At 54.8% G+C, this 23,372-nt stretch carries 29 protein-coding genes and 2 pseudogenes; 3 read left to right on the top strand and 28 right to left on the bottom strand.

The annotated features are described in order from the left end of the window. Positions 1-293: 293 nt before the first annotated feature. From ACR2R1_RS18205 to ACR2R1_RS18295, 19 genes and pseudogenes are all read right to left on the bottom strand, one after another. Positions 294-1,466, bottom strand: coding sequence for an MGDG synthase family glycosyltransferase (locus ACR2R1_RS18205; protein WP_434111309.1), 1,173 nt, complete (start codon positions 1,464-1,466; stop codon positions 294-296). A 573-nt stretch (positions 1,467-2,039) separates the two neighbouring features. Continuing rightward, positions 2,040-2,840: a 4,5-DOPA dioxygenase extradiol gene (ygiD, locus tag ACR2R1_RS18210; protein WP_434111311.1), complete on the bottom strand. Its 801-nt coding sequence runs from the start codon at positions 2,838-2,840 to the stop codon at positions 2,040-2,042. Positions 2,841-3,254: 414 nt separating this feature from the next. After that, complete coding sequence (locus ACR2R1_RS18215) at positions 3,255-3,692, bottom strand: hypothetical protein (protein ID WP_434111314.1); 438 nt, start codon at positions 3,690-3,692, stop codon at positions 3,255-3,257. A 156-nt stretch (positions 3,693-3,848) separates the two neighbouring features. Continuing rightward, positions 3,849-4,439, bottom strand: coding sequence for a GrpB family protein (locus ACR2R1_RS18220; protein WP_086135721.1), 591 nt, complete (start codon positions 4,437-4,439; stop codon positions 3,849-3,851). Between the two features lie 308 nt (positions 4,440-4,747). Continuing rightward, the gene (locus tag ACR2R1_RS18225; RefSeq protein WP_434111316.1) at positions 4,748-5,182 is read right to left on the bottom strand and encodes a hypothetical protein; all 435 of its coding nucleotides are present in this window, start codon (positions 5,180-5,182) and stop codon (positions 4,748-4,750) included. 109 nt (positions 5,183-5,291) lie between these two features. After that, complete coding sequence (locus ACR2R1_RS18230) at positions 5,292-6,050, bottom strand: hypothetical protein (RefSeq protein ID WP_086135723.1); 759 nt, start codon at positions 6,048-6,050, stop codon at positions 5,292-5,294. Between the two features lie 218 nt (positions 6,051-6,268). Further along, a complete protein-coding gene (locus ACR2R1_RS18235; RefSeq protein ID WP_077730007.1) occupies positions 6,269-6,676 on the bottom strand; it encodes an SRPBCC family protein in 408 nt (135 codons plus the stop codon). Between the two features lie 76 nt (positions 6,677-6,752). Continuing rightward, on the bottom strand, positions 6,753-7,400 hold the full coding sequence (locus ACR2R1_RS18240) for a dihydrofolate reductase family protein (RefSeq protein WP_077730008.1): 648 nt from the start codon (positions 7,398-7,400) through the stop codon (positions 6,753-6,755). 217 nt (positions 7,401-7,617) lie between these two features. After that, positions 7,618-7,941 (bottom strand): hypothetical protein, encoded by a 324-nt coding sequence (locus tag ACR2R1_RS18245; RefSeq protein WP_208110192.1) that lies wholly within the window; start codon positions 7,939-7,941, stop codon positions 7,618-7,620. Positions 7,942-8,080: 139 nt separating this feature from the next. Continuing rightward, positions 8,081-8,863: a class D beta-lactamase gene (gene blaOXA / locus ACR2R1_RS18250; protein WP_077730076.1), complete on the bottom strand. Its 783-nt coding sequence runs from the start codon at positions 8,861-8,863 to the stop codon at positions 8,081-8,083. A 211-nt stretch (positions 8,864-9,074) separates the two neighbouring features. Next, complete coding sequence (locus ACR2R1_RS18255) at positions 9,075-9,500, bottom strand: GFA family protein (protein ID WP_077730010.1); 426 nt, start codon at positions 9,498-9,500, stop codon at positions 9,075-9,077. 567 nt (positions 9,501-10,067) lie between these two features. Beyond that, the gene (locus ACR2R1_RS18260; protein WP_077730077.1) at positions 10,068-10,472 is read right to left on the bottom strand and encodes an SgcJ/EcaC family oxidoreductase; all 405 of its coding nucleotides are present in this window, start codon (positions 10,470-10,472) and stop codon (positions 10,068-10,070) included. 135 nt (positions 10,473-10,607) lie between these two features. Then, positions 10,608-11,669, bottom strand: a complete 1,062-nt coding sequence (locus ACR2R1_RS18265) for an AbiJ-NTD4 domain-containing protein (RefSeq protein ID WP_086135729.1) — start codon at positions 11,667-11,669, stop codon at positions 10,608-10,610. 137 nt (positions 11,670-11,806) lie between these two features. After that, positions 11,807-12,247: pseudogene (aac(6'), locus tag ACR2R1_RS18270) on the bottom strand (aminoglycoside 6'-N-acetyltransferase); the annotation flags it as partial. A gap of 75 nt (positions 12,248-12,322) precedes the next feature. Next, positions 12,323-12,721, bottom strand: a complete 399-nt coding sequence (locus tag ACR2R1_RS18275) for a VOC family protein (protein WP_434111320.1) — start codon at positions 12,719-12,721, stop codon at positions 12,323-12,325. A 179-nt stretch (positions 12,722-12,900) separates the two neighbouring features. Continuing rightward, positions 12,901-13,326 (bottom strand): VOC family protein, encoded by a 426-nt coding sequence (locus ACR2R1_RS18280; RefSeq protein WP_434111322.1) that lies wholly within the window; start codon positions 13,324-13,326, stop codon positions 12,901-12,903. 123 nt (positions 13,327-13,449) lie between these two features. Beyond that, entirely contained in the window at positions 13,450-13,731 is a 282-nt protein-coding gene (locus tag ACR2R1_RS18285) for a hypothetical protein (protein WP_434111324.1), read from the bottom strand. Further along, the gene (locus ACR2R1_RS18290; RefSeq protein WP_434111326.1) at positions 13,728-14,117 is read right to left on the bottom strand and encodes a TfoX/Sxy family protein; all 390 of its coding nucleotides are present in this window, start codon (positions 14,115-14,117) and stop codon (positions 13,728-13,730) included. Before ACR2R1_RS18290 ends, ACR2R1_RS18285 begins: the two co-directional genes overlap by 4 nt. A 6-nt stretch (positions 14,118-14,123) precedes the next feature. Beyond that, positions 14,124-14,567 carry a GFA family protein gene (locus ACR2R1_RS18295; RefSeq protein WP_077730016.1) on the bottom strand — a complete coding sequence of 148 codons (444 nt, stop codon included), beginning with the start codon at positions 14,565-14,567 and terminating at the stop codon, positions 14,124-14,126. Between the two features lie 99 nt (positions 14,568-14,666). Here ACR2R1_RS18295 and ACR2R1_RS18300 point away from each other — a divergent pair, with 99 nt between their 5' ends. Next, positions 14,667-15,059 carry a winged helix-turn-helix transcriptional regulator gene (locus ACR2R1_RS18300; protein WP_434111329.1) on the top strand — a complete coding sequence of 131 codons (393 nt, stop codon included), beginning with the start codon at positions 14,667-14,669 and terminating at the stop codon, positions 15,057-15,059. Positions 15,060-15,531: 472 nt separating this feature from the next. On the opposite strand, the gene ACR2R1_RS18305 is transcribed toward ACR2R1_RS18300, so the two are convergent. Further along, positions 15,532-16,083, bottom strand: coding sequence for a carboxymuconolactone decarboxylase family protein (locus ACR2R1_RS18305; protein WP_434111330.1), 552 nt, complete (start codon positions 16,081-16,083; stop codon positions 15,532-15,534). A gap of 141 nt (positions 16,084-16,224) precedes the next feature. Between ACR2R1_RS18305 and ACR2R1_RS18310 the strand changes: the two genes are divergently transcribed. After that, positions 16,225-16,824, top strand: coding sequence for a TetR/AcrR family transcriptional regulator (locus tag ACR2R1_RS18310; protein WP_133718439.1), 600 nt, complete (start codon positions 16,225-16,227; stop codon positions 16,822-16,824). A gap of 85 nt (positions 16,825-16,909) precedes the next feature. Here the strand turns inward: ACR2R1_RS18310 and ACR2R1_RS18315 are convergent, their stop codons facing one another. The 5 genes from ACR2R1_RS18315 to ACR2R1_RS18335 form a co-directional block, all read right to left on the bottom strand. Continuing rightward, the gene (locus ACR2R1_RS18315; RefSeq protein ID WP_077730021.1) at positions 16,910-17,440 is read right to left on the bottom strand and encodes a hypothetical protein; all 531 of its coding nucleotides are present in this window, start codon (positions 17,438-17,440) and stop codon (positions 16,910-16,912) included. A 30-nt stretch (positions 17,441-17,470) separates the two neighbouring features. Then, positions 17,471-17,926, bottom strand: coding sequence for a DUF4260 domain-containing protein (locus ACR2R1_RS18320; RefSeq protein WP_346425841.1), 456 nt, complete (start codon positions 17,924-17,926; stop codon positions 17,471-17,473). 94 nt (positions 17,927-18,020) lie between these two features. Then, a complete protein-coding gene (locus tag ACR2R1_RS18325; RefSeq protein WP_077730023.1) occupies positions 18,021-18,470 on the bottom strand; it encodes a hypothetical protein in 450 nt (149 codons plus the stop codon). A 94-nt stretch (positions 18,471-18,564) separates the two neighbouring features. Beyond that, complete coding sequence (locus ACR2R1_RS18330; RefSeq protein ID WP_077730024.1) at positions 18,565-18,954, bottom strand: GFA family protein; 390 nt, start codon at positions 18,952-18,954, stop codon at positions 18,565-18,567. A gap of 104 nt (positions 18,955-19,058) precedes the next feature. Beyond that, positions 19,059-19,568 carry an opioid growth factor receptor-related protein gene (locus tag ACR2R1_RS18335; RefSeq protein WP_077730025.1) on the bottom strand — a complete coding sequence of 170 codons (510 nt, stop codon included), beginning with the start codon at positions 19,566-19,568 and terminating at the stop codon, positions 19,059-19,061. A 577-nt stretch (positions 19,569-20,145) separates the two neighbouring features. On the opposite strand from ACR2R1_RS18335, the gene ltrA reads away from it, so the two are divergent. Continuing rightward, the gene (gene ltrA, locus ACR2R1_RS18340; RefSeq protein ID WP_205780748.1) at positions 20,146-21,480 is read left to right on the top strand and encodes a group II intron reverse transcriptase/maturase; all 1,335 of its coding nucleotides are present in this window, start codon (positions 20,146-20,148) and stop codon (positions 21,478-21,480) included. A gap of 73 nt (positions 21,481-21,553) precedes the next feature. Here the strand turns inward: ltrA and ACR2R1_RS18345 are convergent, their stop codons facing one another. The 3 genes and pseudogenes from ACR2R1_RS18345 to ACR2R1_RS18355 all read right to left on the bottom strand — a co-directional run bounded on the left by ACR2R1_RS18345 (position 21,554) and on the right by ACR2R1_RS18355 (position 23,233). After that, entirely contained in the window at positions 21,554-22,000 is a 447-nt protein-coding gene (locus ACR2R1_RS18345) for a GNAT family N-acetyltransferase (protein WP_434111333.1), read from the bottom strand. A gap of 68 nt (positions 22,001-22,068) precedes the next feature. Further along, a pseudogene (locus tag ACR2R1_RS18350) lies at positions 22,069-22,494 on the bottom strand (VOC family protein). Positions 22,495-22,585: 91 nt separating this feature from the next. Continuing rightward, a complete protein-coding gene (locus ACR2R1_RS18355) occupies positions 22,586-23,233 on the bottom strand; it encodes a LysE family translocator (protein ID WP_077730030.1) in 648 nt (215 codons plus the stop codon). Positions 23,234-23,372 lie beyond the last annotated feature (139 nt).

The following is a 23,372-nucleotide window of genomic DNA, read 5'->3' on the forward strand; positions in this document are numbered from 1 at the left end:
TCAGGCACCTTAAGCAGGCGTATAAACGAACCCGTGAAGGTGTATTAAGTCGACAATTCTCATTCTTGTTTCCTTGGCGAGAGATATTAGGTATCGATCTCCGGAACTGAAAAATGTAGTTCGAGCCGGAGTATTTACAAGCCAGGAGTAGAGGAGGCCGGCGGGTCGCCCGTACACGTGATATTCACGGCAGCGCCCAAGGGTGAGATAAAAGTGCTCTATTCGATCGAGCCGCGCAGCTTAAAGAAGCGATGGGTTTCGCTGGCGCTCTACCCATCCTACCGCTAACGCTCTTACATCAATTGCCGTAGACAAGCAGCAACGCACGCATTGGCATCGACGTTTATGCGAGCCACGTTCCGATGCCAGCGGTCCGATGCCAGGATTTCATGTACTGCCTCGGGAATTTCCGCCAGGGACCGGACCCGCTTAGCGATACCGTTTTCCTCTGCCCAACGGATGTTGTATTCGAAAAGTATGCGCATGGACGGATTGTCCATGAGCACGAGCGGGACGCGACAGGCTATGGCTTCATGGATGGAGATCGGGCCCGGCTTGCCTACCATGACATCCGCAAGCCTCATGTATTCCGCGACTTTGGCGGTGTATCCCACAATCAGCTTGGGCTTGCGCGATCGCCACTGGCACAGCGACTCGTAGGCCACTTTGTGACAACCGCAGATGGCGATCAGATTCCAGGGAGTCGCCAAAGCATCCAGCCGCCGCGCGATATCGACCATGTATTTCGAGCCCTGCCCGCCGAAGAAAACGAGGACTGTCGGAAGATCCCTTCGCAATCCCAATTCTTCGAGAGCATTCGCCGGGTCGGTATCGGCGGGTTCGCGAAAAGACGGGTGAACCGGCATACCCCGGAGCGGAAAGACACGAGATTCCGGCACGCCGCTTTGCAAGGCTTGCTGCACGAGCCGCTCGGTTCCGCACAAGTAGTAGGACATCAAGGCCGGGTCGAACCAGTACCGGCTATGGAACTCTTCGAAATCGACCGGAATCGTCACGCAACGCACTTCCGGGTTGCTCTTGCGGGCGGCGGCGAAAATGATTCCATTGCAAAGAGGAATCGTCGAGATCACGACATGCGGCGCTGCGTGTTTCCAAAACGCGGCAAGGCGCGGGGCCGCTGGCTGCATCCAGGTCATCAATCCCCTTCCGAGCGCGATGTATTGCCGCAAACCGATCATCGTTTCCCATTGCAGACCCGTGTTGTAAAGCTTAATGCCCGCTCGGGTGAGCCAATCCAACAAAGAAACGTGAGAAAAAATCTGGTCGGTGTTGACCGCCCGAACATCGGCTTCGGGAAGAGAGCGTTGCAGTTCGGCCTGTAGAGCCATGGCTACGCCTTTGTGGGCGCCCCCACCATTGAAGTAAACGATGTCGACTCTCTTGCTTTTGCCGTCTTCGGTTACAGGCCTCTCGTGAATCGATGAAATCTCAACGGTTTTCGTCATAGAGCACCTTCCGTGTACTGGGTACAACGATTCGCGATCAATCTCCGATTTTGAAAAGCCGCCCAATACGTCCTGGCCTTTTCTCTCGGTATGCGTCTTCTTGCGCGGTTCCGTGTTTCATGAGCTAGCGCGTTTTTCATCCCTGTGTACGGATTCGTGTTCGGGTGGGAAGAACGTAGGTCGGCAATCCCTTGCCGACTTATCGGCTCGGCAAAGGATTTTGTCGGCAAGGGATTGCCGACCTACCTGTCGGGCGCTCTGACACCGAATCGGAAAATGCTCTAGCGTCCTTGTGCCATCTGTAAGACGATCACGATAGCTTTTTGCAACACTATGCGTTGTTTTCTGTGAATTAGGACCTTATGCGGAAGGGTTCGTTTGCGAGACCGTTTTGGCGTGTGAGTTTTTGTTTACAGGTTTTTCGTGAAAAGGCTGCCGGCAGGTCCGCCTTAAGCGACCGAACCGGCGAGATTCGCCCGAGAAACCGGCTAAAGATGCGATAAGTTTCGCTGACGCTCCATCCAATCCGCCGTGCCGATGCCTTTCGTGTTCACCGATTCACCCGATTGCTTGTCAGGAAAAGGCAAACGCCAGCATGCTGATCGAACCCAGCTCGAGACCTTCGGTAATGAATTGGAGGTCGTCTCCAGGCTGGCGCGCGCCCAAGACGTACAACAGCGGCAAATAATGATCCGGCGTCGGCACGGCGAGTAGAGCCTGGGGGGCAAGTCGCTCATAGTCGATCAATGACGCATGGTCCCCATTGACGAGACAATCGTGCACGCGTTCGTCGAAACGCAGCGCCCAATCGTGGGCGGGCGCGTCATGGTCCCAGTTCACCATTCGCAGATTGTGCACGGTATTGCCGCTGCCCATGATCAGCACGCCTTCATCGCGCAATGCCGCCAGTTTCTGGCCGAGCTGAAAATGAAACAGGGGCGGCTTGCTCGCATCGATGCTCAACTGCACGATGGGAATCTCCGCCTGCGGAAAGACATGCGTGAGCACCGACCAGGTGCCGTGATCCAGCCCCCAGTTCCGATCGAGTGCGACGGCGAGCGGCGACAACAATTCCGCCACGCGTTGTGCCAGCTCTGGGGAGCCCGGTGCAGCGTATTCCACTTCGTACAAGGCCTTCGGAAAACCGCCGAAATCGTGGATCGTGCGCGGCGCGGCCGTTGCGGTGACAGCGGTGCCGTGGATATACCAGTGCGCCGAAATGCAGAGCACGGACGACGGCGGGTGTTGCAGCAACCGCCTTCCGAATGATGCCCAGGCGTCGGTATGTCGATTGTGCTGTAGCGTGTTCATCGGGCTGCCGTGGCCGAAAAATACGATGGGTTGTCGATAGCTGGTCGCAGGTACAGAGTTCATGGGCAGACTCGCGGGAAATTTGGCGGTAGATCGGCGTCCGGCGTTTTCGCGTCTCCCTTAGACCAATGTATCGGAACAGGAGCTTCAATAGACTTGATCGCCCATGGCCGATGAAAAACCTCTTGGGCAGGGTTGTGGTCGATGGTGGATATGGCGCTATCGGCTCTGTGAACGGACAAAGACCATTGACCGAACTCGCGCAGGGGGGGGCGTTACGGTTAAGCTAATGCGCCCCTGCGCGGGCTCATCGATTATTTATGATTTTAATTTGCGGGTTAAACGTTTTATAAAACGTCAACGTGTTAGCTAATGGGCTCGACGGGGAAAATCCTTCAAAAACCCAAAGCTGCAAATAAGAACAACTCTCCAAACGGCTCTCGTCAGGCTCGTTACCTTGGGTTCCCGGTTAAAGCGTTAATTCTTGGTAACCAGGTATCCTCCAACGGCTATCAAGCCTACTGCGACGATTGCCCATAGTATCCTTGCGACAGGATTCCTCCCCTTAGCTGCGGCTGCCTTAAACTGTTGATGAACCGATGGGTTTTTTGCCAAGTAGTCTTCTATTGCTTCCTTCGCGTCCTTCAAGCCAATTTTGTTATGTTCCAGGTAATGTCTAATGGCATCTATCAGTTGACCATTTTGCAATGCCACAAGCGCATTGATCGGCATACTCGAGTGCGGTGAAGATGATGAAGACCGGCCATCATGCTTGAGTTCTCTTTCAACCAATTCCTTGGCCTGTTTCAAATCCAGGCCGGTATCTTCCCGAACGATCTTAATGGCTTCGATGATGTTTCCGTTTTTCGCCGCCGCCATAGCTGACGGCGATATTTTTTGTTCAGATACATTCACTTGACTGGACTCCGATTATGTCCTCTAACATGCCCGAGTTCAGGGTCGCTTGGGAGCGGGCAAAGCCCGTTGGAAGGCATCTAACTCGAATGAATAAGCTTAGATTATGTTTCGCTTCGCTCTCGCAATCCAAGCTTAAATACGTCGCTATGGTTTTCATGGTGAACGCCGTGCCCGAGCGAGTATGTCATGAATGACCTCTGTTTTTGCGTCCGCATAGTCCTGGATGTCTTTCCAGATTCGTGCTGCCAATTGACGCTTGGTCTCCTCGTAGAGTTTCCGGTCGTCATCATGTGTCCGGAGCCAATCCCGGAATGCCAGCATCCGATCGATTTCAGGGCATCCGACAGTGAACACGTGAAGATTACCGTCAGGCTCCGGGGCTTTTAGCATTCGGTGTTGAAACCAATCGGGCTCGCGAATGCGCATCACAAAGCCGAGCGACTCAAGCGGAGCGACATAGGACGATTCATCCGCGGAATCGGACACTGCGAGGACCATGTCGATGAGCGGTTTCGCTGATAATCCCGGAACCGATGTGGAACCGACGTGCTCAAGCAGCAGCACCTTCTCGGATAGGGCGTCACGAATTCTGCTGGCTTGCAACGCAAACTGTTTCGGCCAATAGTGATCGTAGGGTGCCAGATAGACGGTGCTATTCAGAGGCTTGCGTTCGCCGACCGTTACCGCAAGAAGATATTCGTTGCTCGTGCCCGCCTGAGCTTTTGAATCGTCAGAAAGCGGCATTCTCGTTTTCTCCGTATGACGCTAAGTACATTCCGCAAATATTTGCGGAATCTCGACTGATTGGCTTGATTGGCGGGGTTGTCCTGCAGGTTGCCTATGCCGCAAGACTTCCCTGAATGTACTTAGAGCATTTTCATACCTACTGTACGGGCATTCGCGCGTAGGTCGGGAATCCCTTCCCAACGGTGCCGTTGGGCCAACGGGTTCGTCGGCAAAGGATTGCCGACCTACGAAAGCTTGAATCAATTTACCGTCGCCGAAGGCGCATCGCTTGTGGCCGTCCGTGTTGACGGTGTTGATAGGCAAGCTCACTCCTGTTCTTGAAACCATGCTTCCAGACCGCTCCAACGGTGGGTGCCCAGGTAACGGGTTCTACAAGTCGTTCGATAATAGTTGCCGCCATCTGCTCCGAGAGAACATCTGAGATCCAACGGTGCGGGCTTGGTGTAGTGGCGAGCGATCAAAACGACGATCTTGTCGGCGCCGCAGCGCTCGATCCAAGCGTTTCCATGGACCTTATCATCCTGAGCCGAGCGGGTGAGCGAATAGGTGGATTTGCCGTAATCGACAATAAGCGATCCCGCATAGGCGGATCCCGTAAGAGGGTCCTTCCCGACGATTTCGTAGGAACCACCGAGACCGGCAGGAAACTCCGGATCGATTGTTGTATCGCGTTCACAAAAGTCCGCGGCGTAGAAGCTCGCCGGCGATCCGAGGAGACAGAGCGCAAGCAATCTCTTCATGGCAGACTTAAAGAATTACTCATCCGACCACAAAAGCGGCCGTCCAAACAGTGACTCGTAACACCGAAACCACGCGGCTTTTGCCGGGCAGCTGGGACCGGAAGTTGGATTACCTCGTCTGCGAAAATACAAATTGTTTGGATTTCTGATTGAAGACGTAAAAAGCAAAATCACTGTCTTTTCTGTCACAACTAAGGGTTATTTGTTCTACCTTAGATTTATAGCTCCCGACATTCATGTATATAGGCGTCATGATGAACCCGAATGAACAGTCGTGGTCTTGCGGATTAAACTCCTGAGTTACGGTTCGGGTGTGCTTGTCTATCACTTTGATCGTTTTGAAAATCACGCCGGACTCGGTACCTTCATAAACACCAATGAATGCGTGATTCTTGGTTTGCCCCCAAAATGGGATTTCTATATTGCCTTTCGTCAATCCCGCGCCGGTCTTGTCATCCAAAATAGTGTTTCGGTGCAGGCTCACATCGTAGCTCTTTCCGCCACTGACCCATGTTCCCTGAGCACCAGTCTCATCTGCGCTCAGCTTGAATTGGCAAGATGATGTGTCAAATCCAGATCGGGAACCTTGAACAATAATGCGATCAAATTCAGTCTCGTCATGAATTTCGCAAAGCTCAATAGTGCCTGAGCTACCGCGTTTGCCGTAGATCGGAATCGGAATAATGTTCTTGTCATAGTAGTAGCTCCCGTGGAAGGCTAGGCCACTGCCAAAGTCGTATTCCTGAAGTGAAAAATGGATGGGGTACGTACCAATTTTGCCGATGTAATTAGTGACCTGATACCACCCCGCTACCGCATTCCTACCGAAAAGTAGCAGCAATATCCCAAAAAAGGCGACTTTCCTCATACACGATCTCGAAGTGTAACGAGGGTATAGAAAAACCCTATTTTCGAGCATTTTAGGGTCTATAACTCGTTGATTATTCATGGACTGAATTTTCGAGTTGAGCGTTTTTCTACAGCATCAACGTTCGCGTTAACCCGCGAGCAAAAGGGGCGGGAGGCGGCCCCTTTTGCGAGTCGGTGTCGAAACGGGTTGTCGGCGGCGATTGGCGCCGCGAGAAACTACCTGCTTGCCTCAACATGGTGAGTGAAGTTGTTAAGAATGGCTTGCCACCCTTCGCGCTGTTGTTCGATAGAATGAGTTGGCTCGCTATCGAAGGTTACGCGTACTTTAATGCCTTTCGGACTATCAGCGAACTCTACCTGCGCTGCGCGATCGCCGAAGGAATACTCGATCAATTTGTGCTTCACGATATTCGTATAAGTGCCAGCGAAATCAAACCCCATGCTGCCGTCTTTTGCCTCCATTCGTGAGGAGAAGGTACCGCCAACGCGTAAATCGACCGTGGCAGCGGTTGTGTGCCAATCATCGGATGCAGCATTCCACTGTTTGATGTCCTCGGGTGTCGTATATGCACGCCAGACTTCCTCGATGGGTGCAGCTACGGTGGTTTCAACGGTAATTTTCATGGCGTGTCTCCTTTTTGATTGCAGCTAACGCCCAAGTGCAGCCGACGGGCCTTGTTGGGCGGCATTATCTCGATACTCAGGTTTTTCTTAGGACAACGTGAGTTGCTTTGTCGGTAGCCACACGCTCCACGCATCGATAGCCGAGCGAGCGCATGTTGATGCCGGAGAACAAGTTCTCCCCTGAACCTAGCAGAACAGGCGCAAAAGCAAGATGGAGTTCGTCGACTAGACCCGCGCGCAAATACTGTTGAACCGTTGCCACTCCACCGCCAAGGCGCACATCCATACCACCTGCCGCCGCTCTGGCGCGCTCTAGGGCCGCGTGGATTCCTTCCGTGACGAAATGAAATGTCGTGTCGCCTGCCATCGCGATGGGCGCGCGTGCATGATGCGTCAGCACAAAGACCGGTGTGTGAAACGGAGGGTTCTCACCCCACCAGCCTTTCCAGTGCTCGTCTGGCCAAGGGCCGCGAACCGGGCCAAACATATTGCGGCCCAAAATCCACGCTCCGATGTTTTGGATGCCGCGCGCCGCAAAGTCGTTGTCTATTCCGGTTGTGCCCGTTTCTTTGCCGTACAGCAGTTGCTGAAACGTTGCGGTCGGGAAAAACCACTCGTGTACATCCAGACCCCCGATACCATTCGGATCTTCGAGGCTCTGTTCGGGCCCGGCGGCGAATCCATCAAGGGAAAGACTGAAACACAGCACGCGTACCTTACTCATCGTGATCTCCTAAGCGAGCGAAATGCTCTTTACGTAGTCGAACGGTGCTGTCCAATTTCGACACGGCCGTTTAACCATGGCTTCGATGACGCCCAACGTTTGAGCCGAGGGGCCAAGTGCCATGCAGGTGGAGATCGGCTCTGGCGAAGGGTAAGGCCACGCGTTCGGGCGAAAGCAGCCTTGACGTGAGACGAGCAGTCCACCGCCGCGCGAGCGCCTAGCTTCTCTTGCCCTTGATGCCAATGCAGTTGCCCCAGGGGGCTCGGACTTGGCATATGACGAGACCATTCTCTATGTTCAGCGGCCCGCGGTAGAGCGTGGCTCCGAGATCCTGGAGTGCGGCCAACGCTGCGTTGAACTCTGGCACTTGCCAGTAGGCGACGGTACCCGCCGGACCAGAGGAGACCTTCTCGTCGGAGGGCACGAACTCCAACTGAACATCGCCGACACGAACCGCTTGGAGTCCTGAGATGGAGTGAACCTGATCCGCTTCGGGGAACGCCCGCTGATACCAGGTACGAGCCTCTGACGGTACAGGCACGTGAATCATGAGTGCGACGAGTCAGTGCATAGTCCTGCTTGCGTGGCCTAATGCTGTGCATCACCGGCAGCAAAAGGCAGAGCGATGTGGCGCCTTTTGCTGTCCGAGTGCATGCGATTGTTAGGCATCTGTTTTGTCGTCACAGTATCCCCAACGCTTTAAGGCTCGCTTTACCCAGTTCTACACGTTTCTTGGCATCGGTTGCTTGCTGAATATCCATATTCAATGCAAACGCATATACACGATCGCCTTTTTGTACCCACCCGATCCACCAGCCAATACCTCGGTTAGGAGCGTTTTCCCAACCCGTTTTACCATATAGCGCCCAATTTTCTCCCCGCTCCATTAGAACGATTTCGCGAACGCTTTTCTGAACCGACCGGGGGAACGGCAATGCCCCCTGAGCCAACTTAGCAAGAAAACGAGTTTGCTCCACTGCACTGATTTTGAGTGGGCCATTCAGCCAAAAGGTATCGATGGAAGTACCTATTTCTCCATTTCCGAAATCAAGCCGCGAAAGATTCTCGCTCATGCGCGTTAAGCCGATACGTCGGGCCAAACTCTGGTAGATCGGGACATTGGACAGGGTAATCGCATCGCGCAATCCCATATCCTTCTCCCAGGTTTTGAACGGCTGTGGGTGACCACCGTAAGGCAGGACTTCGTCAACACTCTCTACCGCGCCAACTGAGAGTCCGATCAGCGAGTGGGGAACCTTGAACGTTGAGGCTGGAACAAAACGTGTTTCGGCGCGAGCTTTGCCGTAGCCAATTAATCGTTGCGCGGTGACATCATAGAGAACGAACGTGCCGTTCACGCCGGAGCCTTTAAATATGGCAGCTACTTTGTCGCTTTCTTCCCAACCAACGGCATAGGCTCGAAATGTAAACAGTACAAATACCACAGCGAGTAGCTGCTTCATAATTTCCTTCTGCCTATCGAGGCTGTGGAAAACCCTTTTTTCGCGCATTCTAGGGTCTGTAACTCGTTGATTGTTCATGGACTGAATTTTCGAGTTGAGCGTTTTTCTACACCCTCGACGTTTGAGTTCACCCGCTCGCGGAAGCGGGCGAAGCCCGCTGTAGCGAATCGGGTGCAACGAAGGGTCGGGCGGCATGCGGGCGCCTTGGTTCTCAGTCGAACTCATTGTGCTGAGGGAGTCTGTCGGTGATGGTGAACCACGGCGCCTTCGAGCCGACGAAGATGTGCGCCGAGGGACGGATGGTAGGTTCATCGCAAAGCGTCCCGAGCGGTACGTGGACGAACTGACCTTCTCGAACCACGGAATAAAGGAGGGAACCGCACTTCGCGCACCGTGCGTCGTGGGCAAGTTCCTCTCCGAAGATGAGCAGGGATTCGGGCCCCTGGCTGAGGATGAGCTTCTCACGCTCGATACCCGCGAACGGCTTGAAGGCAGCCCCAGTAGCGCGGCGGCAGTTCGAGCAATGGCAATTGAGTGCGTAGCAGAAGCTATCTTCGACCGTGTACCGGACGGCACCGCATAGGCATTTGCCCGACAACGAGCGAATGCTCGACGATGGATCGCGCGGTGTGTTCATGCCGCCCAACGACCAAGCTGACGCGCGCCGATGACGATGCCTGATAAAGCTGCAAAGCTTAGCGGCGTCGCCTCGAGCGCCTTGTTGGGCCCCACCTTACGAGCGCTTCTGCGCCAAATAGTCTGCATACTCATCTTGAATTACGAACTCGTTCACTAAGCGCTCTGTGCAGCAAAAGAACCGACGCTCTAGCTCAGCGGTAAGCTTGGAAAAGGAGTCGGCGCTGAACGTTTCTACCGGATCCTCAAACTCAAGTTCCGGGTCGAGCGGTCCGAATTCGTAAACGTCAGTAAACTCTGCGCTCCCGATATTCGCGCTCTCATAGACTGAGACAGTGAAGCCCTCTTTAGAGACACGCGCAGAAAGCCACCGAATGCCTGGCTTCCCGTCTCTGACACAAGCGCCGAGGAAGCACTCAATTGCTTTCCCTCTACTCAGGGCGGACTCTGCTTCGGACTGGGTGAGGTATCTTCGCGCCATATTCTTGAGCCTAACGTTTGAGCTCACACGCGCGCGGAAGCGGGCAAAGCTCGCTGTAGCGCGTCGGTTGGAGCGATCGGTTGGACGTCATGTGCTAGAACGCTGAACTGGTGACAAGAGGTTTGCGTCTCTGGCCAGGAGCCACTCGCCATGCTCACGCCGCAGGACCGTAAGCGTATACCCCACTCGCTCTATCGCCTGGCTCGCCCCTGGCGGTGTGACCGCGACAGAAAGTTTGGTCCATACGAACGCCATGTCACCAGAAACTTGAACCTCCTGAATCTCCGACGTGCCCTCGAACTTCGGACGAGGGCTGCCGGGCGGGACCTGTGACAGGGCCGCAAACTCCGCCTTTCGCATAGGCGGCCGGCCAGGAACGAGAAAGACAACATCGTCTGTCATGAGACCAAGCACGGTCTTTATATCGCCTGCCTTGGTGGCGGACTGCCACGTTTGAACAAGCGCGCGGATTTGGTCTTCATCGCTCAACATACTGATCTTGTTGATGGGACGCCTAACGACCAGCTTCACCGGCACTTGACCGCAACGACCGGAGCGATAGCGAAGGGAGGCAGCGGACAAGTGTCCGTGTGCAAGCTGTTGTTAGAGCGCGGCGTGAGATGCTCATTACAGCCGCCGAATTAAGTTCTTCGCCCATATCATGCAAAACTCAATTGCCCAATCTGTTTGGGGGGGCGAAAGCTCTGGAACTGGTTGGCTCCCCGCACCATGACCGAACGGATTGCGAACCTTAGAGAAGAACTCGACCAAGTTGTCTCGCTCCCAACCATTGATAAACTCACCATTTGCTTTTGCGCGAAGATTGTCAATGTAGTTTGCCGCGCCTTTTTCGTTACCCCGGGTCCACCCCTTGGTGTCAGATATGATCTTGATGGTGCTTTCCAGAGCCTTCGCCGCAAATAGTGCCGGGTCCCGTCCTCCGCTATCCCGGAGATCAATAGCTTCTTTCATGTCATGATCGACGCTCTGCCACATTGGATCGCCAACCAACAGCCAGAACGGCTGTTCTATGTGTCGCACAATGACTTCATCCTCCGAGATTTGAATGAACCCATTGTGATAGTGAAGCTTCGCCCGAGAACGACGGAATCGCTCGTTTAGTTCGTTGCACGATGCCCGAAACATCTCGTTTTGAGTTTTGTTCCACGCACGAAGTCCATCAGCTCGATTGCCGGGCAGGCGTATCCCCCGATGCAGCCCCCGCTTCTCCTCTAGCTCAGCTTCTTGAACCTGTCTATCGAGGCTTGCGTTGAGCGCTGAAAGCTGTTCTTCTCGATGGCGGAACGCTAGTTCTATGAAGCTCAGGCGCTCCTTGACAAACTGATCGGCTGGCACGGAACCATCGTATGCGGCAAGAACAAAGTTCTCGCACACCGTGATTTTCGCCCACGTTCCGCTAGTCCAGTGTTTATTCCCATTCCACTCGGTGTAGTAACCATAAGTCGGGGAGGACAAATCCTTAAGGCCAAGCTCCATCGCTAGCCTCTTGTTGAGGCCGTCCCATATCACCTTAGCTTCTGGTTTTTCCTTGCCGTTGGCGTCGTAGTAGGGAAACAGTTGCTCGGCAACGATTCGAAACCCTTGAACCAGCAATCTCCGCGCGTTTTCGTCGAAGTCGTCCCATATGGGAGTTTCCAGGTATCTATAAGCAAAGATGTCTGTGAGCATCGACAGGCCATTTATGTCCGAACTCTTGGAATCCGATCTTACTCAGAATCGCGAAGAATCTCCTTCCGCGCACTAGCGTTCGAGCTAACGCGACCCTCCACGGCCGGCCGCGCGGGCAAGGCGGCATTCGTGGGTTTGAGCGTCTTGTTGAAGTACACCACTCGCTCCGTCACTGCGAAGCCCAGCTTGCGGTGGACGGCTTGACTCACCTCGTTCTCGATGGGCGTGTCGGAAGCCAACTCCACGCAACCTCTAGAAGTGGCCCACTGAGCCACCACTTCGACCAAAGCTCTTGCCACGCCTCGTTTTCGGGCGCCTGGGCTCACGTACAGACCTTCCAGGAATGCGACGGGCGCGGACTTAGTGCCGTTCACGTGGTCGGTCCGGATGGAGGCTTCGGCGAAACCAACTGCTCCTTGCTCTGCTGACCGGGCGATGAACTGAGCGTAGCGCTCCGGCTCTACCAAGAAGGCGGCCATCTCGTCCAGATGCTCGTCTGCGCGCCCATCAGGCCACAACTCGAGGCGCAAGCGCAGCCAGTCAGGATCCAGCGCAGTGGCCAACCGCTCGATCTTCATACCGCCCAACGCCTGAACTCGGCCGACGTTTTGCCGCGGCGGAGCGGAGGCAAAACGGTCGGCTGGCGTGCCGTGTTAGGCAGCAAGGTTCAGCTGCCAAGATACGCCGAAGCGATCATTGACCCAGCCGAACCGCTGGCTGAACCCGTAGTTGTCCAAAGGCATCAGGACTTGGCCGCCCTCAGACAGCGTTTCAAATGCCTGCTCTAGCTCTGCTGCCGAACCAAATTCCACGAAAGTGGAACTCGAAGGCGTGAACGAAAAATCATGCTTTATCGGGCTATCCGAGCACATGAACTCGCGGCCGCAAATAGTGAATAAGGCGACCTTTATCGTGCCGGCAGCACCCGGCTCGCCTTGAGTCCAGTGTTCGACTCGCACCATGCGGGAATCAGGGAAAGTGGCGAAATACAGGTCAAGCGCAGCCTGCGCGCTGCCGCCCTGAAACATGAGGAATGGTCTGGCTGTTGGCATTAGATACCTCGACTGGTGTTGGACGCTTAACGAAGCTGTAGAAAGACCCTATTTTCGAGCATTTTAGGGCAAACAACCGATTGATTGTTCGTGGGCTCAATTTTCGAGTTGAGGGTTTTCTACGGCCTCAATGCTTGAGTTATGCCGTGCCGTGAAGCGGCATCGGCTTGAATGAATTGTTAGGCGCTGCCATTGCGAAGCCTGATGTGCGATTCCGTTGGCTGAAGAAGATCCCACATGTTGCCGTAGAGATCGAGAAACACGGCAACCGTCCCGTACGACTCATGCTTTGGTTCACGGACGAACACGACGCCCTTTGATCGATAGGACTCATAGTCGCGCCAGAAGTCATCAGTGTAGAGGAAGAGGAACACCCGACCACCTGTTTGGCCGCCAATGCGGCTTTCCTGGTCTGGGCTTGAGGCGCGCGCGAGCAGGAGTTGGCATTCTGTTGCGCCAGGTGGCGAGACGACAACCCATCGCTTGGATTGCTCAGGTACGAACGTATCTTCAACGAGTCTGAAACCGAGAGTACCGACGAAGAAGTCGATAGCTTCATCGTAGTCATGAACAACGAGGAAAACGAGGCCGAGCGATTGCTTCACTAAGATCTCCGACTGTGGTGGGTAAAGCGCCTAATGTTCACCATAATCGGCGGTGGAAAGCGGTGCGACGAAGGAGCGCCGCTTTCCACCGTCCGTGTTGATGGCGTTGTTAGCCAGTGATGCTTACCTCAACTCATAGATTCGAATACTTGAAATAAACGGATTGCTTTGGGCTAGTTTTTCGGCGGCATCAAGGCTTTCTGCTTCGATGATGTTGTAACCCGTAATGGACTCCATATTCCAGGGTAGATCCCTGGTGCCGTTCTTTGAGATTTCTCGACCACCGGCGAACCCGCCCCGCTCGACTTGCTTGTCTGAAATGGACTCGAACCAAGCCTGCCAAGCCTTCATGATTTCCGGGGTGGGTTTTTCAAATCCATAATGCAGGAACATAAACTTTTTCATTGGTTTCTCCTGGTAAAGTATTGAGGCTTGATTTTGGATTTTTCTGTCTTTGGGGGTAGAGTGCCAACGTAAGTCAGTGCCATTTGCAGCCAGCTTTCGAGAGCATTGTCCTGGCTTATTCCAGCAGGTTCAATCGATATGAAACCAGGCATGGGACGACCGCCACCGTCGCAACGCTTTGCCATGGCATTGGCAAGTGCCTGCGGTTCGGCATCTTTGCCGACGCGAACCATCAGGCCTTTCTTTGAAGCGCAGCACAGCATGTTGCCGTTTAGCAGAAAGGTTACGCCGCCAAACATGCGCTTCTCTGAAACCGGCAAGCCGATGAGCGAGTTCCGGATTCTGTCTTCAAGACTTGCGGTACCGGAATGTTGGTGCGTATTCATCACGGATTACCCCTCTTGAGGCATGGGGGGCATTTCCTGGAAGGCAGGCAGTGCCGGGTCAAGGTGATCCCATGCCTGCAACCGCTTCGTGTAAATCGCCATTTGCGGCGATATGGCTGCAGGGGAGTCCAGGCTCGCCACCCTGAATGTCACCATGCCTGGCATGCCGGAACTCTTTCCGAACAAGGGACTCCCACAGGTTGGGCAGAAACTCGTGATAACGCTGTTCCCGCTATCCGCCTTCCATTCAAATCCGCGGACGTTACCACTGATCCTCATTGCGGCTTCCGGTACCAGCGCGTGAAAGGCATGTCCTGAACCGCTGAGCTTGCGGCAACTTTCGCAGTAACAAAACCCCGTCATGGCCGGGGCTGCGGTGACTTCATATCGTACGGCGCCACACAGGCAGCCGCCTTTTATGTCGACTGAGGCATTTATCTCTGTGTTCATGTTCTTATCTCCGTATTAGATGGGTGCTTGCAAAGTGCAAGCGACAGAATCATGACATGTAGACTTGCATATTGCAAGTGACTCATGTAGCGTAACGATATGAGCAAAGAAGTTGACGTACCCGCATTCCGTTCTCAATGTCCCGTCGCTGCGTCGCTCGATTTGCTGGGTGACAAGTGGAGCCTAGTTATCGTTCGGGACTTGATGATCGGCAAAAGAAAATACAAGGATTTTCAGGATTCTCCAGAGAGCATTCCGACAAATATTCTCGCAAACCGCCTGCGTAAACTTGAAGGAGACGGAATCATCGAAAAACGTCCTTATCAAGAGAAGCCCGTAAGGTACGAATACGCTTTGACCCGCAAGGGGGCGGATTTGCTACCAGTACTACAACAGCTGGCGCTTTGGGGACACAAGCACATTCAAGGAAGTTGGTCTCCACCCGACTGGTTCTTGAACGCAAAGCCAGGCGACCTTCCGCAGGAAAAATAGCGTTGTGATTCGCTAATTTATGGCTAAGTTTGAGGTAACCGGCCGCCGGAGCCCAAAGGGCGGAGGGAACCCGCAAGCGCAGCTTGCGGGCGGTCCGGTTAGGCGGATGCCCGCAGCTTGTGCGGATTTCTATTTGGGCATGTTTTGTCACTGCATCTCTCCGGGATGGTTTTTGTTCCCATGACCATTAGTGCACCACATTTCTTTCCGTCGCGCATGAACGAGCATCTTTTTCCCGTTGGACGCTCGGGTAGCCAGTAATCGCACCCCTTGGACGTGCACTTGTAAATAGGACCGAAACGGCCCCGAGCGACTTCCAAAGTACCTTGTTTACAGCTTGGACATGGTACCCCGGTCGGAGGAAGACCAGCATGTGCGCATTCTTTGTCAGCCATCGTCGGCGCTCCTGAGTTCGGTTAGGGAATAGCTGGCGCAAGCGGTATTCCGATTGCGCCAGCAAATACTTCGGGGATTAGGCCGTGCCTTCCGCCATTGCAATGAACTCGGGATTAGGTACGGCACCGGCCAAGTGATTGCTATAGTTGGTGAGCGTTTTCAGGGCCACCCCCATCACCACCTCAAATACTTGAGCCTTGGTAAAGCCGGACATGAGGAATTTCTGCACGTCATCTTCTTTGACCCATCCCTTTTCTTCCACGACCTTGCGAGTGAAGTCGCGCAGCGCATTGAGCTTCCGGTCGGGCAGTGGCTCAAGGGCAATAACCGCCTTCAAGACAGCGCCATCAACTTCGGCCCTACGTCCCAACGCGGTGTGTACCGTCTTGCAATAGCTGCACCCGTTTAGCGTGCTGACGGTAAGCAAAACGACCTGTCTTTCCTGCGGCGTCAGCGAAACCTTGTCGAAAGCCCTGTCGAGGTTAAGTACGGCATCGAGTACCAGAGGCGATTCGGACACATAGGCCCCCAGATTCGGAATGAAGCCGTAGAGGTCCTTGACTTTCGCCAGAACTTCGGCGGCACCTGCCGGCGCGGTCATGTCTGAGTGTTGAGTGAAGATGCTCATGATTTCTCCGGAAAATGTAGTTGAGTATGCCGGCAAGCCCTCCGACTAGACCGGTCGGTACAGACTAGCGCAGAGTAGACAGACCGGTCAACTGTTGGTAACGTTGCACCATGACTCAGCAAGAATTAGGGGTAACCCAAAATGAAACCCGCAGAATCACTCGATACGCGTGACCGTCTGCTCCAAACAGCCGCCGCCCTGATGTGGGAACGCAGCTTCCAAGCTACCGGGGTTGATGAGTTGTGCCAGCGTGCGAACGCAAAGAAAGGCAGCTTCTATCACTTCTTTCCCTCAAAGTCCGATCTTGCGGTTGCGGCCATGGAAAGCTTTTGGGAACACGCAAGAGCTGGGATTTTTGAGCCAGTCTTTTCAGGCTCGGAGAGCGGCCTGACTCAGCTTCGTGAGCTGATTGAAAGAATTCATGAATTGCAGGTCCAAGTCTCCGCTGAAAAGGGAGGAGTTCTAGGGTGCCCCTTCGGCAACTTGGGACAGGAGATGGCGCGCCAGGACGAGAAAATACGAGAGGCGTTGCAGAAGATTTTCGACTCTCACTGCCAGTTCATCGAAGCCGCGCTTATCCGCGCGGAACAGGCAGGTGAAATTCCGGCGGGTGATAACCGGCAACGAGCGAAGAACATATTCGCCTTGCTGGAGGGGGCGCTCCTATTGGCAAAGGTCGCAAACGACCCGCAGATATTTCGCCGCGTGATATCGGCGGTGACAGTTGTTGCAGCCGCCTAACGTTTGAGGTGAGGGGCCGCCGGAGCGGCGTAGCCGCGGAGGGAACCTGCAAGCGCAGCTTGCAGGTTCCCTCTCGACCGAATGGTTAGGGGTGTGGCTTTTCGTCGGAAAGCCCTTGTTCGCTCTTCTGAAGAATCTGTGGGACGAGGCGTTCTGAGAAACCAGCAATAAATGCCCAGAAGAGAAGCTTTGCTACATCCTGCCCTGATGCTGGATAGGTAGAGTTGATGAATCTGATCAGGTCGTCTGCTGTTGGTAGAGGCTCAGAAAATGGGGGAAATGCAAAATGAGGAAAGAGTGGTCCGTTCAAGATTTCACTCAAAAAGCCCACGTATAGAACGAGAGAGAATATCCCACCGTAGATTGGAATTAGCAGAATCTGAAACCATGACCGGGACAATAGTTCAAGTTCTTCATCGGCAAGCTTCTTCAGGCGTTGCTGGATGCTTACAAAACCACCAAGTAGTCCGCAACCAAAGCATAACCACGACACCATGAGTCGCTGGTGAAAGAGGAATGACAGCCCGAATATCGAAACCACTATCACGAGAGCGCAGGCTGTCATGAGAATAAGCCGCTTAGTAATTGTGTGGAGCTTTTCAGTTCGGCTGGACATAAGGCTTCCTTCTGCGTGAGCCCCTAACGTTCAAATTGAGGGGCGCGCCGTTTTTGGCGCGTCCCTCTCGAATGCAGGGTTAGGAGCGGGCCTGGCAAACCGACCGATAATGCCGAGATGGGTAAAACCAAACCCCACTGAATACTTGAGCCCGTAACCTAGAGCACGGTCAAAGCCAATGTGGGCGCACCATATGACGCCCGCACATGAAAGCACAGGGGCAGGGAGGAGGAACCCTACGAGAAGACAGGCAATCGCACCGATATACGAGTGTGCGGCATTGTAGGTTATGGCACCAACCCGTGCCCCAGCGAGATAACCTAGAAACGAAACGTCCGGGGTGAGAAAGAACAATGCAAACGTACCCCAGCTAAAGCCCAATTTCGAGTAAGCAAGCACCGCTGCGAGGAGAACACACAGCCCCTCAAGTCGAAGCATTAAACGTACAGCACCTGTAGTTTCACCGGACATTTGATCTCCTTGCATAGCGTCTAACGTTCACCATAACCGGCAGGCTTGGGCGACTCGCCGGACGCGTTGACCAAGACCGTCCGCGTTGATGGCGTTGTTAGGCCTTAGCTCAACCATTGCCCGCTAAGGCCCTTGGAATTTTCAAAATCATTGGACGGAGTACCTCTCCTTGGAAATCGGAAAAGTAGTTTGCCAACGCATAGAGCTCATCGGACGCGATTTCTTGATCGGGAATATTTGGCCTACCAGACTTCAAGGTGTCTGGCCTATCAAAGTTGCCGTAAATGCGCCCGTGAACAATTTTGTTGCGGTCCTCGAAGGCATTTTTTGCGTTGTCTAGAACCGCCATTAGGTCATCACGGCCCTCGAAATCGAGTTTGGCAGCGACCGACTTCGCCTTCTTAATTTTCCGACTTACCGGCCACCGCTGTTCTTCCTCAGTGAATTCCTCCACTGCGTTCAGCATGAACAGCAAACTATCGATTTGCTCCTCCAAGTATGCGGAGTATAGCGCTACGAAGCCGAGCCCCCCAACAATGTCACCGTCGTCGTTTAGCACGGTAGATTCCTAAGGCCTAACGTTTGAGCTGAGGGGCCAAGTGCCATGCCGGTGGAGGTCCCGCTCCAGCGAAGGGTTAGGCGTCGCTGGCTTCTTACGCTATGTGGGTGACTGCGCCGGGTATTTGCACCCAGGAATGCATGCGCTCCTCGTACACGGATACGCTGGGCGCCGGGAAAGATGGGTCGGCAAATGCGCCGACGGGGATTGCGACAAAGCCCTCTGGAAGCTTGTAGTAGACCGTGGAGCCGCAGTGTGGGCAGAAGTTGAAGGTGATTCGTGTTCCTTCGTCTCCGACGCGAACGAACTCCTTGGATGTGCCAGAGATGGTGACGGCCTCTTGCGCGAAGCGCGCTTGTGCACCAAAGACACTTCCCGTGCGCTGCTGACAAGCCAGGCAGTGACAGACGGACATGCGGATTGGGTCGGCAGCAACCTTGGCCTGTAATTGGCCGCAGCTACAAGAAGCGGTGCGCTGGGTCATTGGTGGATGCGGAGTGGGTGTGCGACGCCTAACGCTATGCATAAGGGGCGCGCAGCGAAGCGGAGCGTCCCAGTGAGCAATAGCGAACGAACTTGATGCACTTGTTAGGCATTTTTCACCGCCTCGGCCCAAAAACGCTGCGCCGCTTCCCCTATGCCACAATCTTTTTCAGTTTCTGCCAGCTCCACTAAAGCCTCGTGAAACTTAATTGCTTCTGTTTCCAGACCGAGACTGCGAAGGCTTTTCAAAATTCTCGTTATTCGCAAATTGTTATGCGTATCTTTAACAAACCAATTGGATTTTTTACGCTCCCAATTTTCCGATTTCTTTATTCCACTGCCAGTGTCGACAAGACCATAGAAAGCCAACATACGATTGAAGCTCGCCTTCAAATGCTGCTGTAATATTTCATCATTTAAGAATTCCTCCTGAATCTCTTTTGTGATGGTTGGCGCACCTGGGGTAACCCGGCTTTTTTCCTTGTTGGGAAATAACCATTGAATATAGTCGTGGGTTACTTCCAGCCAGTAGTCGTCTTGCTCAAGAATTTCTGCGAGCAGCCGACCTCGACTATCTGGATGGCTCCCTATGTAGAACAAGATCAGATGGTTCATGTTTACATGCCTAACGTAAAGCTAAGGGGCAGGACAAATGCGCAGCATTTGGCCTGTCCCGCTTGAGCGCCATGTGTACGCCCGACATGGGCATGAACTGATGGGGTGAGAGTCCCCTGTAGGAGTACCTGTAATGCCCATTCTTTGGGCCAATGTAACTACTAGCCGACGGCAAGGGCAACTCCGCGAGGAGTGGTCTGAAGGAAGCCCGAGCGCAAAGGTGCGAGCCGACGAACAGAAACCGCATAGAAGGCTCAGTCTCCGGGTGAGTCAGCACATGATGACGAAACCCGCCGGGTACGGGAGATAGGGTAAATGCGGCGGTTGTGCGCTGAAAGCTCATGTTCTTATTCGGGGAGATCTGTCCGGCGAGCGGCTGGGATAGGTTATGGGAGTCGGACTGAGGTCCAGGGCGAAAGCCTTGGAATAGCCACCGGACCCTACGACCTGTCTTTGGCAGCGCGTTCTGCGGCAACGCAGGGTGTGACCGGGCAGAAGTCAGCAGAGGCCATACTAGCCGCATCGGCCTGGAAGACCGGACGGTGAAGGGCCGAACACAAGAAGACAAGGAGGAGCCGTGAGCGACTCGGTATCGACGATGAACCCGACCGGGGGAGCCGATGTCCGGCGTGGCGTCACGCAGCCAGCCTTGCACGACGATCTGATGGAGCGGGTGTTGGACCGTGCGAACCTGCGACGGGCCTGGAAGCGGGTGAAGGCCAATCGGGGTGCGCCCGGCATGGACGGGATGCGCATCGAGGACTTCGCCGAGTTTGCGCGCTCGCATTGGGCCGAGATTCGCCAGCAACTGGCCGATGGCAGTTATCAACCCCAAGCGGTACGACGGGTGTCGATCCCGAAGCCGGGAGGGGGCGAACGACTGCTGGGTATCCCGACCGTCATGGACCGGGTGATCCAGCAGGCCATCGCGCAAGTATTGACGCCGATCTTCGACCCCGGCTTTTCGGAGTCGAGTTTTGGTTTCCGACCGGGACGCTCCGCCCATGGAGCGTTGAGGCAGGCACAAGGTCATCTTCAGGCCGGCTACCGCATCGCCTGTGACCTGGACTTGGCGAAATTTTTCGACAACGTCCGGCACGATGTCTTGATGGCTCGTGTGGCCCGCAAGGTTGGCGACAAGCGGCTGTTGGCGCTGGTTGGCCGGTATTTGCGGGCGGGTGTTCTGGTCGGCGAGTCCATCCAGGTAACGGCGTTGGGGACGCCGCAAGGCGGACCGCTGTCGCCGTTGCTCGCCAACATCCTGTTGGATGACTTGGACAAGGAACTGGAAGGGCGTGGCCACCGGTTCGTCCGCTATGCGGACGACCTGCTGATCTTGGTCAAAAGTCAGCGGGCCGGCGAGCGGGTGAAGGATAGCGTCACGCGCTTCCTGACCGGCACGCTCAAACTGGTGGTCAACGAGCAGAAGAGCCGGGTGGTCAAAACCGACCAGGCCAAGTTTCTCGGATTCAATTTCCGGGGAACCAAGCTGCGTTGGGGCGACCGGGCATTCGAGGACTTCAAACACAACATCCGGACACTGACCGGGCGTAGCTGGGGTGTCTCGATGGCTCACCGGTTTTACAAGCTCGCCCAGTATATCCGCGGTTGGATGGGCTACTTCGGCATTTCGGACTACTACCGCCCGATCCCCGAACTCGACCACTGGCTTCGACGCCGGGTACGCATGTGCTACTGGAAACAGTGGCGCTACGTGCGTACCAAGGTCAAGAACCTGTTGGGTTTGGGGACGAGCAAGCGCCAGGCAATCCTGACGGCGATCAGCAGCAAGAGCTACTGGCATCTGTCGCGGACGCTGGCGACGCAGACCGGGATGACCAACCAATGGCTGAAGACCCAGGGGCTGATCACTATCCGTGATCTTTGGATGAAGGCCCATGGCTACACCTGACATCGTCGTGTGCTCCCTTTTCGTGAACCGCCCGGTGCGGACCCGCATGCCGTGGTGGTGTGGGGACTGGGGGTTAGAAACCCCTGGTTACCCGATTAGGCGCGACGAGCTTGGAGAAATGGTGGCTTGCCAATAGCATCCCCTCTCGTTCATAGAACCGGTGAGCGTCCTTTCTCTGAACTCCTGAATCGAGGTGTAGCTGCTCGCACCCCTGCTTCTCAGCAAACTCGGTGAGCCATGATAGTAGGGCAGAGCCGAAGCCGCGAGAGCGGTGGCTTGATAGCGTAACGAGATCATCAACGTACAAGAAGCGCCCCCACGCTAGGCTTTCGCCCAGCCGGAATCCAGCTGCGGCGACAGGCCCTTCGGGCTCTTGTAGATAGGCCAAGAGATACCCGGACTCCTCAAGGGCTCGCACCTTTGCGACAAAAGAGCCTTCGTCCAGTTGCGGCCGAAGCTCGGGCATTAACGGGAAACAGGCAAGTATTTCTTCATCCGATCTTGCTATTTGTACTTTCATGCGGTGTTTCCTGCGCCCAACGCTTGAGTTAAGCCGTGCCGTGAAGTGGCATCGGCTTGAATGAATTGTTAGGCGCTGCCATTGCGAAGTCTGATGTGCGATTCCGTTGGCTGAAGAAGATCCCACATGTTGCCGTAGAGATCGAGAAACACGGCAACCGTCCCGTACGACTCATGCTTTGGTTCACGGACGAACACGACGCCCTTTGATCGATAGGACTCATAGTCGCGCCAGAAGTCATCAGTGTAGAGGAAGAGGAACACCCGACCACCTGTTTGGCCGCCAATGCGGCTTTCCTGGTCTGGGCTTGAGGCGCGCGCGAGCAGGAGTTAGCATTCTGTTGCGCCAGGTGGCGAGACGACAACCCATCGCCTGGATTGCTCAGGTACGAACGTATCTTCAACGAGTCTGAAACCGAGAGTACCGACGAAGAAGTCGATAGCTTCATCGTAGTCATGAACAACGAGGGAAACGAGGCCGAGCGATTGCTTCACTAAGATCTCCGACTGTGGTGGGTAAAGCGCCTAACGTAAAGTTGAGTGGCGCGCCGCGTTTGGCGCGTCCCTCTCGAACGCCGTGTTGGGCCTATTTGGCACTGCGAGACCCCGCCAGCGCGGTGAAAACGCCGAGGCCAATAAACGCCCCACCCCCAAGCCAACAACCGATACGACGGGCGCCACGAGCGCGCGTCAACGCGGGTGCGACTGCACCGGCCGCTAAGGCATAGGTGCTGTCCGTGACTGCGGCAATTGCAACGAAGATCGAACCGAGCGCCATAGTTTGAAACATCGGCGATGCCTCCGGGCTCAAGAACTGGGGCAGGAACGCAGCGAAGAAAACTGTGGTCTTTGGGTTAAACAGCGCTACAACGAAGCCATCGCGGAAGATGTGGCCAACTGGTGCTGCCTGAGGCACGGAGGTTGAAACCTCGGCTTGTGACTCACGCAACATTTGCACACCAAGATAAACAAGGTAGAAGGCCCCTGCGTACTTGACGACTGTGAAGGCGGCTGAGGAAACAGCAAACAAAGCTGCAAGACCGACAGATGCGGCAAATACATTGCCAAGGTTACCAAAAGCGACAGCAGCCACTGAAACCAGCCCCGAACGGCGGCCTTGGACGAGGCTCCGAGTAACGATGTAGAACACGCCCGGGCCTGGCGTAACTGCGAGCACAACGCTCGCAAGCAAGAATGCGGAAAACAGTGACCAGGATGAAAACAAAGTAGTCATGGTCACTTTCCTTGACAGGCCCAACGGCGAAAGTAACCGGACGCCGCGCGAGGCGGCAGGCTAGAGCGACGACGGTTGCCGGCGGTCCGGTTGACTGGATAGTTAGGGCTGGCGGCCAAAACTGTCTGTATTTTCATAG

The organism is Methylocaldum sp. GT1TLB (assembly GCF_051027445.1).
Lineage (GTDB): Bacteria > Pseudomonadota > Gammaproteobacteria > Methylococcales > Methylococcaceae > Methylocaldum.